Origin of the sequence: Butyrivibrio sp. ob235 (assembly GCF_900109475.1) — a bacterium.
Classification (GTDB): Bacteria; Bacillota; Clostridia; order Lachnospirales; family Lachnospiraceae; genus Butyrivibrio.
Genome location: NZ_FOBE01000019.1, coordinates 41,007 through 54,630 on the forward strand (window position 1 = coordinate 41,007; position 13,624 = coordinate 54,630).

17 protein-coding genes are annotated in these 13,624 nt (G+C 39.5%); 4 read left to right on the forward strand and 13 right to left on the reverse strand.

The genetic code is table 11. The annotated features are described in order from the left end of the window. Positions 1 to 74 precede the first annotated feature (74 nt). Positions 75 to 212 carry a hypothetical protein gene (locus BMW61_RS21945; protein ID WP_175475205.1) on the reverse strand — a complete coding sequence of 46 codons (138 nt, stop codon included), beginning with the start codon at positions 210 to 212 and terminating at the stop codon, positions 75 to 77. Positions 213 to 367: 155 nt separating this feature from the next. Here BMW61_RS21945 and BMW61_RS13285 point away from each other — a divergent pair, with 155 nt between their 5' ends. Further along, on the forward strand, positions 368 to 811 hold the full coding sequence (locus BMW61_RS13285; protein WP_242876745.1) for a GNAT family N-acetyltransferase: 444 nt from the start codon (positions 368 to 370) through the stop codon (positions 809 to 811). Position 812: 1 nt separating this feature from the next. On the opposite strand, the gene BMW61_RS13290 is transcribed toward BMW61_RS13285, so the two are convergent. The 4 genes from BMW61_RS13290 to BMW61_RS13300 all read right to left on the reverse strand — a co-directional run bounded on the left by BMW61_RS13290 (position 813) and on the right by BMW61_RS13300 (position 2,912). Further along, positions 813 to 1,205: a hypothetical protein gene (locus tag BMW61_RS13290; RefSeq protein ID WP_091822777.1), complete on the reverse strand. Its 393-nt coding sequence runs from the start codon at positions 1,203 to 1,205 to the stop codon at positions 813 to 815. Beyond that, the gene (locus BMW61_RS13295) at positions 1,195 to 1,776 is read right to left on the reverse strand and encodes a GNAT family N-acetyltransferase (protein ID WP_091822780.1); all 582 of its coding nucleotides are present in this window, start codon (positions 1,774 to 1,776) and stop codon (positions 1,195 to 1,197) included. Before BMW61_RS13295 ends, BMW61_RS13290 begins: the two co-directional genes overlap by 11 nt. Then, complete coding sequence (locus BMW61_RS21950; protein WP_175475206.1) at positions 1,769 to 1,936, reverse strand: hypothetical protein; 168 nt, start codon at positions 1,934 to 1,936, stop codon at positions 1,769 to 1,771. Before BMW61_RS21950 ends, BMW61_RS13295 begins: the two co-directional genes overlap by 8 nt. 112 nt (positions 1,937 to 2,048) lie before the next feature. Next, entirely contained in the window at positions 2,049 to 2,912 is an 864-nt protein-coding gene (locus BMW61_RS13300) for an RpnC/YadD family protein (RefSeq protein ID WP_022762803.1), read from the reverse strand. A gap of 261 nt (positions 2,913 to 3,173) precedes the next feature. Between BMW61_RS13300 and BMW61_RS13305 the strand changes: the two genes are divergently transcribed. Together BMW61_RS13305 and BMW61_RS13310 are read left to right on the forward strand one after the other, a co-directional pair. Further along, positions 3,174 to 3,476, forward strand: coding sequence for a hypothetical protein (locus tag BMW61_RS13305; RefSeq protein ID WP_091822783.1), 303 nt, complete (start codon positions 3,174 to 3,176; stop codon positions 3,474 to 3,476). Positions 3,477 to 3,498: 22 nt separating this feature from the next. Then, the gene (locus BMW61_RS13310) at positions 3,499 to 5,208 is read left to right on the forward strand and encodes an IS66 family transposase (RefSeq protein WP_091822786.1); all 1,710 of its coding nucleotides are present in this window, start codon (positions 3,499 to 3,501) and stop codon (positions 5,206 to 5,208) included. Between the two features lie 67 nt (positions 5,209 to 5,275). On the opposite strand, the gene BMW61_RS13315 is transcribed toward BMW61_RS13310, so the two are convergent. The 7 genes from BMW61_RS13315 to BMW61_RS13350 form a co-directional block, all read right to left on the reverse strand. Continuing rightward, entirely contained in the window at positions 5,276 to 5,737 is a 462-nt protein-coding gene (locus BMW61_RS13315) for a hypothetical protein (protein WP_139176315.1), read from the reverse strand. Positions 5,738 to 6,302: 565 nt separating this feature from the next. Then, on the reverse strand, positions 6,303 to 7,058 hold the full coding sequence (locus BMW61_RS13320) for a zinc ribbon domain-containing protein (RefSeq protein WP_091822792.1): 756 nt from the start codon (positions 7,056 to 7,058) through the stop codon (positions 6,303 to 6,305). Between the two features lie 16 nt (positions 7,059 to 7,074). Further along, positions 7,075 to 7,734, reverse strand: coding sequence for a TFIIB-type zinc ribbon-containing protein (locus BMW61_RS13325; protein WP_139176317.1), 660 nt, complete (start codon positions 7,732 to 7,734; stop codon positions 7,075 to 7,077). A gap of 2 nt (positions 7,735 to 7,736) precedes the next feature. After that, positions 7,737 to 8,060: a helix-turn-helix domain-containing protein gene (locus BMW61_RS13330; protein ID WP_022762807.1), complete on the reverse strand. Its 324-nt coding sequence runs from the start codon at positions 8,058 to 8,060 to the stop codon at positions 7,737 to 7,739. A 161-nt stretch (positions 8,061 to 8,221) separates the two neighbouring features. After that, positions 8,222 to 8,677 carry a hypothetical protein gene (locus BMW61_RS13335; RefSeq protein ID WP_091822798.1) on the reverse strand — a complete coding sequence of 152 codons (456 nt, stop codon included), beginning with the start codon at positions 8,675 to 8,677 and terminating at the stop codon, positions 8,222 to 8,224. Then, on the reverse strand, positions 8,655 to 9,770 hold the full coding sequence (locus BMW61_RS13340; protein ID WP_091822800.1) for a protein kinase domain-containing protein: 1,116 nt from the start codon (positions 9,768 to 9,770) through the stop codon (positions 8,655 to 8,657). The genes BMW61_RS13335 and BMW61_RS13340 overlap by 23 nt, the downstream gene beginning before the upstream one ends. Positions 9,771 to 10,357: 587 nt before the next feature. Next, positions 10,358 to 11,638 carry a hypothetical protein gene (locus BMW61_RS13350; protein ID WP_091822805.1) on the reverse strand — a complete coding sequence of 427 codons (1,281 nt, stop codon included), beginning with the start codon at positions 11,636 to 11,638 and terminating at the stop codon, positions 10,358 to 10,360. 212 nt (positions 11,639 to 11,850) lie between these two features. Here BMW61_RS13350 and BMW61_RS13355 point away from each other — a divergent pair, with 212 nt between their 5' ends. Beyond that, complete coding sequence (locus BMW61_RS13355) at positions 11,851 to 13,257, forward strand: ATP-binding protein (RefSeq protein WP_139176319.1); 1,407 nt, start codon at positions 11,851 to 11,853, stop codon at positions 13,255 to 13,257. 4 nt (positions 13,258 to 13,261) lie between these two features. Here the strand turns inward: BMW61_RS13355 and BMW61_RS22830 are convergent, their stop codons facing one another. After that, positions 13,262 to 13,609, reverse strand: a complete 348-nt coding sequence (locus BMW61_RS22830; RefSeq protein ID WP_022762817.1) for a PspC domain-containing protein — start codon at positions 13,607 to 13,609, stop codon at positions 13,262 to 13,264. Positions 13,610 to 13,624 lie beyond the last annotated feature (15 nt).

A 13,624-nucleotide genomic window follows, 5' to 3' on the forward strand; every position in this document is an offset into this window, starting at 1 on the left:
AAATTGCTTGCAATCAGCCACTACATTATAAACAAAAATAAGCTCTACCGCTATATTAACGGTAGAGCTCCAATTTATCTATTTTTGTATTCCTCAAGCATCTTCAGATAAAAAGCCTCGTCCTTAGTTGCCTTCTCAACATCTGCGCCTCTTCCTGAGCTAAAAAGCCAACTGTACAGATCCTGAATTTCTGAATGTTCTTTTTCGGCCATTCCATATTTCTCCTTGCATTACTTTTTATTCACCTTAGGAATATACTCAGTTTAATCCAAGACGTGTCCTAAAACTCGCACAGTAATACAGAGATTATTGTGATAAGATAAACCTTGTAGATTCAAAAGATAAATACATATCAGGCAGGTAAATCATGAATTACAGACGAATGACAGAACAGGATTTGGCGTATGTAGTAGAAAAGAACATTGAATACTATAACACTGTAGAAGATTGCTGTTGGACATATGAAAAGGCATACAAAAGAATCCACCAGGTACTTACGATGGAAGACTCAATGTGCATGGTTCAGATTGATGACAATAACTGCATTACCGGATATTTAATGGGCTACTTCAAGGAATTCGATGATATAAGAGGCTACTTTCTTGACGAGATTGTTATATTTAAGGGCTTTCAGAGAAAAGGATATGGTACAGACTTCCTGAAAATTCTGGAACAGGAAGTTCGTAAAAATGGTGCTTCTATCATAGAACTAAACAGTGTGAACGATGAAAAGCACAAACATTTTTATTCAAAACTGTCTTATTATGAGACCAAAAATTTCGTAATGATGGGAAAATTTTTGGAAGAGTAAATTAAATCCTTGGCTTTATCATATTCCTGAGCATTTCGATAGCCTTCTTATAAGACTCTGCCATGCTGCCGGGATCCTTTATCTCAATTCCGCGAACTGTCAGTTTAGCACCATCGTGGATTTCGGCAATAAGAAGAGTGTCTTTTTCCGGTAACCGGTGCTCTTCGCAGTATCGGAGAACTGCACCTGAAATAGCATCCTCTTTGGCCAATCGGAGTTCATATTCAAAAATTTCTCTGCGGGCAGCTGCCCACTCTGCATCAGCTTCTGACGAGATGATCAGGATAACCCTAGAATGGAATCTTTGCTTGTACATTTGAAGCTGTTTTGTGAGTATATCTTTGTCAGCATTACCGTAGCATACAAAGATATACGAATACTTGTTATTGCTCATAATAATCCTTTATTTCTTCTATATCCATAGTCAAATTAAAAATATATACATCAGATTCAAACGTAGCGCTTCCATCATTCTTGGAATATGAAGAGCTATGGTCATATGCGAATCCAAGTCTTTTTAAAACTTTTGCACTGCCCACGTTTTCTTTTGCGCATTCTCCTTCAAAGGAATGTGCTCCGTAAGCATCAACCGCGTGATCCATGAGTGCCTTCATTCCTTCTGTAGTATATCCCTTTCCCCAATCATCAAATCGATTAACGTATGATAATGTCCAAACATCTCTATCGACATCGTGATTTAATGCATATATACCAACTGCATGCCCATCCTCTTTATCGATAACCAGCATAAGGATATTGATTTTGGATGTAGGATCCTTCTTCGGAAGCCAAACAAGCGGATCCTCAGGAGCCTTACATACAGAACCCATCAAATATTTAAATACTCTTTCATCCATATCCCATGCAGCCATTGCAAGATAATCCTCAGGCCTTAATCGTCTCATTATAAGCCTGTCGGTTTCCACAATTTCTTCGCCGGGGTTGTATAGATTATTTCTATCCATTTAATATCTCCGAATTAGTAAGATAGTTATATAAACCCGAAGCTGATGGATTATCCGAAGCCGCATTCTTCGCAGTCTCCTCTGTATAATGTATACTGTTATCCGCTTCAGAGGGCCTTTCCCAAATAGTCTGTTCTTCATTTAAACTTTTTCCCTCCATGTCTTCCTATCCCCCTGAGGAATGATTATAGCAAAGCAGTTATAACAAGGACAATAAATACTGTTACACTAACTATAAAAGGCTGGCGATAAAACGCCAGCCCTGTTTCTTATTATCTATTTTTATACTCCTCAAGCATCTTCTGATAATAATCCTCGTCCTTAGTTGCCTTCTCAACATCTGCCCCTCTTCCCATACTAAAAAGCCAACTATAAACATCTTGTATTTCTTCTCTTGCCTCTGCTATTCCTTCTGCTTTTCCCTTTGCAACAATTTCATCTAATACTGTACACATATTCTGTTTCTCCTTTTTCTTAACATCCTCTGCCACTTCTACAAATCTCCTGTCATCGGTCAATGCTGACATAAGTCCCAGCAACTCTGATACATGCGTTATTTTGTCCGTCGGAGGAATATATTTATCCGTCTTCCTCATCTGGACAAAATAGTCCGCAACAAACCAAAAATCACTCTTAAACTTTGAAACCTGCTCATCAGTCAGATATGCTATTTCAAACAGATTTATAGGATAATCAGGTACGAAAGGCCTTAGCCTATCCGGTACCTCTACCCTCTCATATATACTTTTTGCTGCCGTCCATCTCTTCTTATACCCAAAGTATAACACAATAGTGGTAACCGCGAATCTGGAATCATTATTTTGCGGTGAGAACTGGCTCCTATATGCTGCACCATCATAGCTTAGTACTCTAAGCGGCATATCCGCATCCTCTGTGGTTTCGTTTTCAAATCCCACCTTTGCTATATGCAGCATATTATTATTCCAATACTTTACTACATCCCGCTCCTGCTCCCGTATTTTACCATTAGCAGTATAATTACTGTACGGATTTGATTCTGAAAGAGCATCTTCTGTGATTACACCATCCCCATCAAACAACAACGTATTCACTATATCCGCAAATACATCATTCAGCTCCTCCAGCGTTTTTTCACTCATGTCTTTTTCGGCCATTCCATATATCTCCTTACATTACTTTCTATCCCCCTCAGCAATACACTCAGAATACTCCCTGACATGTACTATAACTCGTACAACAATAGAGAAATTGTTACTATTCACACTTTCCCAAATATGGTATCTTTCACATAAAGAGATTCCGGTTATTTCAAAATGCCAAGAAAGCTAGAAGAAATCTGACTTTTTTGGCATTTTTTATTGCAATAAATATCTTTATGTGTTATACTATACACATAAAGATAAAGGAGGCAAACTATGGGAATTGTATATCAGACCGACAAAAGATCCGGAATCACATATGCCTATGAAAATCAATCATTCTGGGATCCGGAACTCAAGCGATCCAAATCCAAAAGAAAGCTGATAGGCCGTGTTGACCCTGAAACACAAGAGATTATCCCTACCGATGGCAGATGCAAAAAGCGCAGTCCTTCCTATGAAGCAGGAAGTGATGATTACGAAATGCCAAAGACCATGAAAGGTCTCAAGGACGAAGTCAGAAGGTTATTAAAAGAAAATCAGGAACTGCGGGAGCAATTAGAAAAATATAAATCATAATGATGGTTGGGGATTACCGGGGATGGACTTAAAAGAAGCTTATGAAGTTATAAAAAAAGAATGGCATGCTGCTGAACGCAAGTCAAAAAAACTCGAAAAAGAGCTTGAAAAACTCAGAAAAGAAGGTGCCTCAGACTCCCGTGTACAAAAGCTTCTCAGCCAGATTCAGAGCCTTAACAAAAAGATTTCACAATACAAAGCCCTCGCTGATCGCTATCAGGAACTCTATGAGAAAGAACGAGCCAAAGTCAAAGAACTTGAGAACGATAAATACAGTCTTGAACTTGAAAACCTGCATTTAAAGGATAAGCTGGAACTTCTGGAAGAAGGTTCTTCCGAAAAAATCACAGCTTCAAAAGAAGCAGAAGCTCAGATTGCAGCGCTTAAGGATGAAGTAGCAAGACTTACTGCAAGACTCAATAATAACGGAACCAATACCGGCACTCCTACATCCAGGACAGCAATTGATCAGAAAAAAGTCATACCAAACTCCAGGGAAAAATCAGACCTTTCCAAAGGCGGACAGCCAGGTCATGAGAAACATGAAATGGCACAGTTTTCTGAGGAAGAGATTACTGATACCATTCCACATGAGCTTTCTGAATGTCCCAACTGTGGTGGTCACAACCTTGAAGAAATCGAAGTATCTGTCAAGGATGAATTCGATTATGAAGTAAAGGTCATCAAGCACAGGCATAAGTTTGTCATATACAAATGCCTTGATTGTGGAGCAACGGTCAAAGCTCCTCTTGGCACCCTTAAAGCAGCAAACCAGTATGGCAAGGTGATTCAGGCAATGGCTTTATCCCTGATGGACCTTGGATTCGTAAGTATCAATCGTACAAAGAAAATACTGACAGGCTTTTCTCCCGAACCACTAACCCTCAGTGAAGGATATCTGGCAAAACTGCAAAAGCGCTATTCCAAAAAGCTTCATGCTTTTGTAACAGACCTTAAAAGTTTGATCATTGGACTGCCGCTTATCTACTGGGATGACACTGTAGTTTTTGTCAATACAGCAAGAGCATGTATGAGGTTTTATGGCAATGAGCGCATTGCACTATATACTGCACATATGCACAAGGACCTTGATGGAATCCTCGAAGATAACATCCTTCCTGTACTAAGCTCCGGAACAAAAGTCATGCATGATCATAACACCATCAATTATCATGAGGGCTTTGTCTTCAGAAATGTAGAATGCAATCAGCATCTGGAAAGAGACCTGCAGAAGCTGTTCGACTCGTCAAGCCACTCCTGGGTCAAAGTGCTCAAAGAGCTGATACAGTCTATGATGCACGACCGGAAACATCTGATAGCCGAAGGTGCTACTGCTTTCTCAAAAGAAGCTGTTGAAGCTTTCCTCATGAAAGTGGATTCTATTTTGGATAGTGGATATAAAGAATACATTGCCGATCTGGGGCATTATTATGAAAGTGATGAAAATGCTCTTCTCAACAGAATCAGAGAATATATGAGCAACTACTTTGACTGGGTTAAGGATTTCTCCATTCCGACAACAAACAACCTAAGCGAAAGATCACTCAGATTCGTAAAAACCAAGGACAAAGTCTCTGGGCAGTTCCAGAGTATTGAATACGCATCATATTTCGCAGATATCAGGACTTATCTTGAGACCTGCGCAAGAAATGGTGTTAATGAATTCACTGCTCTTTTGAGACTGACTTCCGGTGAACCATATACCGTAGCAGAGCTTTTAGGCGGAGCATAACTCCGCCTAGAAATAGTGCTTTCATTTCAACAAACATGAAGTTGTGCGATTAACCTGAAATTTTATCCTACTGTTTCTCCAACAAAGAGATGACCAGATCGTAAAATTGTTTTGGAAGCCAAACGTCATCTCCATACTCAACCATTTCTGGACCAATATTGCCGTAGTTAAGGTCATCATACATACTCACGACAATTCCATTACCAAAGTCCACAAAAATACTATTCATCCCCTCATATAGTTCGTCAGGCTTTACTTTCTCAATCTTGCTATCATCAGAAATATACTGTACCAACTTCTGAATCGTTTTTTCGTCTGTGACAATCAAAGGCTCATAGCCTTCTTCGTTTAAATCCCCATCGAGATATCCAAAATATATCTTTACAGATTCGATGTTTTCCCACTGATTCTCTCCGTTGATTGAGTCCTTTCCATTTGAGACTGAGCAACCTTGAACACATAATATAAACATCATCGCCAATATTACAAAAAGCATCCGCTTTGACTGGATTTTATTATTTTCTATCATTTCCTTTCTCCAATGTATTATTCTTTCCCAAAAGTAATTTATCATCGTATGTAAAACTGAAATATAATTTGCCTCTAAAAATTCCGATTTGCTTAATACGAAAATTCTAACCTTTTCATACACAAAAATAAAGCCCACCAATGTGAGCTTTATTATGTGCTTTATTATGTATCCTCATTTAATCTGTGAATGGTAACGAGAAATTATTATCTCCCTTATGTATAGAGAATGGCCTAACCGTAATGATGACACGGATAGGCCATTCTTTTGTTATGTGTATTTTATTTATGAAAACCACGTGAGAATGAGGAGCAGTTGGTTGTATTGCTCCCTGTACTTGGTCGTAAAAGGTTCCTCCAGGCTTGAGTTGCGGAGATGAGAGTCATTAAGCCTTAACCCATGTCCTGCTCCAGGCATCATCACTTAATCCATTCTTAACCATACAAGTTAAGGGAAAATCAACTACGCTTTTAAATAATGCATAAGCCTGGTTCGCATCTATCATGTCATAACCTCGCAATCCCCATCATCAAATGAACATGCAAATAATGATGTTAGGCCATTTTTAATACAGTGACGACATTTTACTCAGCACCCTTGTAGTCACTTCCATATAGTACTTGTAATCTGCATCTGACATTTTGTTAGTGTCATAAGCATTTATCTTATCAGAGAAATCCTGGTACTTGGTCAACATGTCGGTATACTCAGTCAGCATACTTAATGCATCCCCGGTTCCTGACTGATACTTTTTCATAAAGGCCACATAATCATCCATAAAGCTCTCATAAGAATCCAAAAAAGCCTTTAGGTTAGGATCCACGGCATCCGACTTCGCTTCCTCTTTTACGGGTTCTTCTTGTGGTTCTTCTACACTCGCTTCTACCTTTGCTTCCTCTTCCGCCACTTCCTCTTCCTTCAGCTCCTCCTGCTTCTGTTCTTTCTCCTCTGAAGCTTTACTATCGGATGCTTTCTGCTGCTCGACTTTCTTCTCCTCCTTGGCTACCGACTTATTGTCATTGCTGTCTACGCTTGTTGATGCTTTTTCTATGGCTTTGTTTTCCTGAGATGTTTTACGCTTCGATCCTCCTGCAACTGCTACGATTAGAATAATCAGTACAACTGCTACTAACCATACCTTCTTACCTTTTTTCTTTTGTACGGGATTATTGTTCACATAAGAAATCTGAGGTGATGAGTTGTAAGTAGGAACAGGTTGTTGGTTAAAACCTGAACTATTATTTCCCAATGCCGCACCGCAATTGGTGCAGAACTTCTCGCCATCCTTGACCTCTTTACCACAGTTTGAACAAAATGCCATATCATGCTCCTTTCTCCTATCTGCAGTGATAGGTGATCAACACACTCGCATTTTTAGAAAAAACATCCCCTTCCTCAAACTCACTATTACCATCGATCGTAACCGACTCCACCTGACCATTTTTCATTTGATTAAACACATTAAGATCATGTAATGGCACCACTTTTACATTTGAAAAACCTGCTCCTCTGAACAACATAGCTATGCTGTTATAATTTTTATTTGAATTGTCCGCCATAGCACTTGAAATGACAGCTTCATTAGTACCGGCTATAATTCTTCTCTTATTCTTGTTCTTTGTTAATAGCACTAGTACTCCAATGCATCCAACGTTCATGGCAAGCAAAATACATAGTCCCATTCCTGAATTATGAATAGCCATTCCTACAATTCCAATTAGGAGCAATATCGCTGTTGCTGCAAGCCATAAAATTATAAACACCTTTTGGGATACACTTTCCTTCTCCTCCATTTCAAGCTGCTTAAGTTTTATCAACCTATCCGTTTCAGCTTCTTTGATTCTGGCTTCGTCTATATTGCGATAAATATGCTCATTCTCGTTATTGACAATAACTTTGGCCCCGCAATACGAACAGAAAGCTGATTCCCTGCCATTCTCTATTGAAAGATTTGCCCCACATTCCGGGCACTTTACAGATAAAAATTGTATTCCCATTATCATTCACCTCTTTCCTCATCAGGCCGTATGACTTTATAGCCATATGACTCAAGAATAGCTATTACTTCCGGTGTGATATTTATATTCAAATCCGCCTCTCTGGTCCCTGCATGTTCAATTATCCTGTGCAAATCGTCTACTGAAACATTCATGATTTCGGCCAAACGATGAAGATTATCTCTATCTGGAAGTCCTCCGTTTGTCTCCCATTTAGCTACAGCAGACTTGGAAACTCCTATCTTGTCTGCTAATTCTTCCTGTGTAAGCCTCATATATTTTCTTCGTGATGAAATAAACTGTCCTAAATTCACCTTATCCCCCATGCCGTCATATCTCCTATTTTTATGGTAAGTACTGGGATTGTCCTTATCAAATTACTTTTTGTTTACGCTGCGTAAGCATTTTCTGTACTTCTACTTTTAATTTATCAATTCCGGGCACAAAAAATCCCCACCGAAATGGTGGGGAAATCAATCAAATTGTACTATTGTTCATCTGCTGTAATTTTCTTCAACCCTTGTTTTGTCAGCAGATCATCTATTTCATACTGATCAAATATTCTATTGTTTATGGCTACAATAATGCACGCGTCCCTTGGATCCTTGGCATATAATTCTGTCATTCCATACAGTTTTAAAGCCCTATTGGTCTCATCCCAGTTAAAATGTCCCGCCAGGCAAAGCCTTATTATCAGGTCTCTGTCCTTTGTATGCTTTTCCATCGTGACTATCTTACTGCCATATGATTCAGACACTCCGGCAAAAGAATAGACATCCTTCAACTTGATATTCTTCTCATCCAGAACATCCTTCATATAATAGTAAAATGCTTTCTTATTATCAGCCATGTACTTGCTGTTATCCTTCAGATAGGAATCAAGCTGATCCGGCCTCATATTTTCAAGAATATCATTTAGTTCATCTGTAGGCTTCTTCTGCACTTTTTCTATCCTTCAATTTTTTAAGTTCAGCAATAAGCTCCTTGGCTGTATATCTGTTTTCCGCATCCAGACTTATGCACCGCTCAATAACATTCCATACAGCACCTGCTGCCTTCTCTTCCTTAGGAAACTTCCCAGTTATCATTACATTAAGTAACATCCCGACCGCATAGATATCTGACTTTGCAGAGGATGCAGATAGTCCATAACCAACCTGCTCGGGAGCAGCATAATACTGCGTTCCCATGTATCTCGTATCATCCGCTTTATCCGGGTCAAACCACTTAGCAACATTCATATCCAGAAGATACACATTCTCATTGTCATCAATAATTATGTTGGACGGCTTTACATCCCTGTGGATAATCGGCGTCGATAAATTATGGAGATCATCCAGAATCCGACATACTTCTCCAGTGATATGCACTGCCTTTTTCTCAGATATGAGACCACTTTCCAAAATTGCCTCAACCGTCTTTCCCTTGATATATTCTTCAATCACCACGAGACAGTTGCTGCTCTCATACATTTTGATAACCCGAGGCATGTTTGATATCGGGTGATCCATAAGGTAAGCATATATGCTCTTATTGTAAATTGTGAGGAGTTTTTTTATAAAAAGCTCCCCGGTTTCCCGATGTTTTACAAGAATGACATTCTCCTTACCACCTATATATTCCTGCTCCTGGTATAGCGACAATTCAAGAATATCCTCATCAGACAATCCTCGATACGGACTCCTTGCCTCTGCTTGAAATTCATCTTCGGTAAGATATATCTCGCTGGGATCTATTTTGTTAACGAATCCACACTCCGTGCATTTCCATTCGGGAGTCTCTTCGCTAAATCCCTCCTGCTCATTCATAACTGCACCGCACTCATCACAGATCCATACTATATCCGATTCTATATCAGGATTTATCAACATCTCCCCGCAGCCTTTGCAAACCCAGTATTTCAGAGAAGGATCGTAGCCTTTCTGGAGAGAGAGCGTTGCATAACAGTGGGGGCAATATTCATAATAATCATCAGAAGACTCTGCCGGAGTACCTTTAGGCCTTATTTTATTTAGTAATCCATCAATGATTCCCATATCTTACCGTCTCACTCAATGCCCAAACACTTTCTATATATTCCTATTTAACCGGTACGCAATGCTTGAAGTATCATCTAGTTTCATATGAGAAAACTCTACTTCTGTTATTGCTTTTATAATCTCATTCTTTCTATCTTCAGGAATAATATTCTAACTACCTTTCTGTCAATTATAGGCATAAATAATTATAAACTCCATGCTTTATATATTTATAAAATTCATCTTAAATTTCCGATAATTACAATCCCCACCACTGAAAAAAGCCGACATTCCGCCGGCTTTTCTCAGTGTCGCATCCCGTGGCTTAGGTGAAAAAATTCGCCGCTGCTGTAGATGATTTTTTTGTTGTGATACCATCGGGTGAAGCGTGCGCCGCCCTGGATATCTCTCCCCTCAAACTGAACCGCAGGACCTTGGCCTTCGCTCCGGTAAAGCATCGCTACCTTCGCTGGCTGCTTCGTCCTTTTGACATCGGGCCTGCCTCGATAAAGCGTCGCCACCTCGGCTGCCCTTGTCCTTTGTTCTGATATCATCATACTCCTTGAAATATCACACAATTATCACACACTATACATGATGCATTTTTACTGGCGAGGCAGCCGGTGTTTCGGTCTGATATTGGGAAAAGGTCCTTCCATTTTGTAAGAAATACCCAGGTCGTCCATGACTTCACAGAAAGCGTTCACATATTTTGTATCTCTGATCAGTTGCATAAATGATAGGAAAATCTTATCTGACATGGACAATGCCTCCAGTAGAAGATGTCCGTCCACCATCGCGAAATATGACTCTATATAATCCGCAACTTCTCCAAAGTCAGCCCAGCCTGTATAGTTCGATATAAAGGTTCCGTGCTGAGCCTCCTTGCCCTTGGAGGGGTCTTTTTGTGCATAAGCAGCTATCTTGTTCTTCTGACCGGATATCTTATCTATTTCCTCTAAAAAGTCAAAATGCTTACGAAGTTGGTAGTTACTTACGGTTGGATCAGTCTGAAGAATTATCTGGCTGCGGGTGTAGGTTCCAAGCTTATCAATGTCATAGTCAAAATATTTCCTGTCATAATCTATATGTACATGGCTTAGCAGATCATGATAACTGCTTGGAAGCCCAATGTCAGCACCCGGAAAGTGAGCTGTCTCGCCCCCAATAATCTTATATTTGTCCGGAAGAACTTTGTTAAGCGCCATGGCTAAGGTCATGAGGAAAAAAGCCGCGACACTTGAATCATTGTGCTTGGCAAAAGCCATAATATCACTCTGTTCAAACGTAAACTGATAGTAAATTGGATCCCGCATAAAAGGATTGAACATACCATTTAAGTAGTCCAGCAGCATTACAACAGGATTTTTACTCTTGTATGTATATATGGGCTTTTCATCAAGAAGCATATCTATGGTCGGTTCATCTGTTTCTCCGGGAAGAAGCTCACTGTCAGGTTTTCTAATGCCCGGCGCATCGGGAATAATGCTGTATTTATCGGCAACATATTGATACAGGGTAGTCTGGATCCAAGGCATCATGCCTTTTCCGCCGCACATAGAATGGCTTATGTTAAAAAAGATATCCCTTCCCTTGCAGTCCAAATAAAGGAGATGCCTGTTCACTTCTTCGCTGCAAAGATCCGGAAGCTTTTCCGGTGCCTCAATCACCACAACAGCTCTTTTATTAGGGATAAGATCGTATCCGCCATCCTCTCCGAGGGCCACTTCTTTTGCAAAGTATTGGTAGCGCTGCATAGCTGTATTGACGGACTTTCTAAGTACATCAATATCTACTTCATCTTTCATTGTCACTCTTACTCTTATACAAAATGAAAAAATCTTTTCACTTGAGTAAAGCCTGTATGTGTCAATACTATACTTCATGAGCCTATTCCCCCTCGCACCTTAAAGTTATTTCCTAAATTTTACTATATTCCGTTAGGCATCAATCTTAAATTTGTATAAACAATGTACATATAAATTTCCGGACATAGTCCTGCCATTTTAGAACTATTCTTGCTTTTTTACGTCAGTATATATACAATAACAATTAACCGAAATCCATTTCGCCGAAATCCATTTCGGTGAAATCCGCTTTGGTAAAAGAAAGGACTGTCATGAAGGACATTTTCAGAGGAAGAACTACAGAACTTACGATACTTGATAAAAAATATAAGCAGGACGGATTTGTTATGACTGTCCTCTATGGAAGACGAAGGATTGGAAAGACCAAACTCATAAACAAGTTCGTAAGCGAACATGATTGTAAGAGCATATCCTTTACATCCGTAGAACGCAGTGAAACTGAATTGTTGTCATTGATGACGGAATCAGTACTTACTGCGCTTGCTCCTGATATGCTTGGAGATATCAGCTTCAACAGTTTTGAAAAGCTCTTTGATTTTGTCGGAAAGAGAGCTGAAAATGAGCGAATCATCTTTTTTATTGATGAATATCCATATCTGGCAAAACAGTGTCCCTATATCCAATCTGTGCTTCAAAAAGAGATTGATACAAAATGGAGAAACGGCAAGATGTTCTTCATACTCTGCGGTTCTCTCGTAAGTTTTATGAAGGATGAAGTTCTTGCTGAGTCTGCACCTCTTCATGGAAGAAGTGATCTTGAACTTAAACTTAAGCCATTCAACTATCTTGAGACTGCTGAGTTCCTTGATGGATATTCAAATGAGGAAAAAGCCATCTGCTATGGCCTCTCTAACGGTGTGGCAAAATACATTGAGCAGTTCAATACCTCTGAGAGCCTTGAGGACAATATCATTGAACAGTTCTATTCTATTGGTGGCTATTTTTCAGAAGAGCAGATAAAGACTGTTGTGACAAGCGACAGACAGAGTCCGGCGATATACAATTCCATTATTTCCGCTGTTGCCACCGGCCATACAAAGAATAGTGAAATTGCTTCCTGTGTCGGGTCTGATGATGTGACCTATCCGCTGAAAGTTCTGACGAATGCAGAAATACTTGAGAAGAGAATATCAAAGAAACCCTATTATGTTCTGAATGACAGTATGCTTGAATTTTGGTTCCGTTATGTTAACAGAGCTACCAGTCTTATCAACGCTGATAACGGCGAAGCATATTATAGGGCAAACGTTAAAGATCATTTGCATGATTTCATGGGAAAAATCTTTGAGAAAATGGCAAAGGAATACCTACTGATGCATGCCGGACAGGATGCTCTACCACTTCTCACTGAGATTACAGACTATCAGGATTCTGTTCTTGATGAGGACAGAAAGCAAAAGCAGATCGAGATAGATCTGCTTGGAAAAGATGGAAAGAACATAAAACTTATAGGCGAATGTAAATTCAAAAAAACCCCATTTGAAAAAAGTGATTATGAAAATCTTATGGATAAAGTAAAATATCTTCCTGCTACAAATCCTATATTATGTATTTTTTCACTTGGAGGCTTCTCAAAGTATGTGAAAGAACATGCCACAGATTGTAAGCTAATTGGAATTGACGATATGTACCTATAATAAATCATCTATCTCCATCATAAGGATTAAATCCAATCGGTTCATCACTCTCATACTGCTGGGCCTGCTGATAACCGGCAGGCTCATCATCCACAAATGTGGCAGTACTATCGACTACCCTGCTATCGTCATAGGACCTATCGTTATAGGACTTATCCTCGATATACTTGGGGTCATCATCCATAACCAGTGCTGCTATGATATACGCAGGGATTCCGATTCCCGTAAAGAATACCGCGAGCCCCATACCGATTCGAACCCATGTGGGATCAATACCAAAATAATCAGCTATGCCGCCGCATACACCGAACAACTTTTTATCATGACTCTTGTAAAGCTTCTTTTCATTCATAATCTATACCCTCTT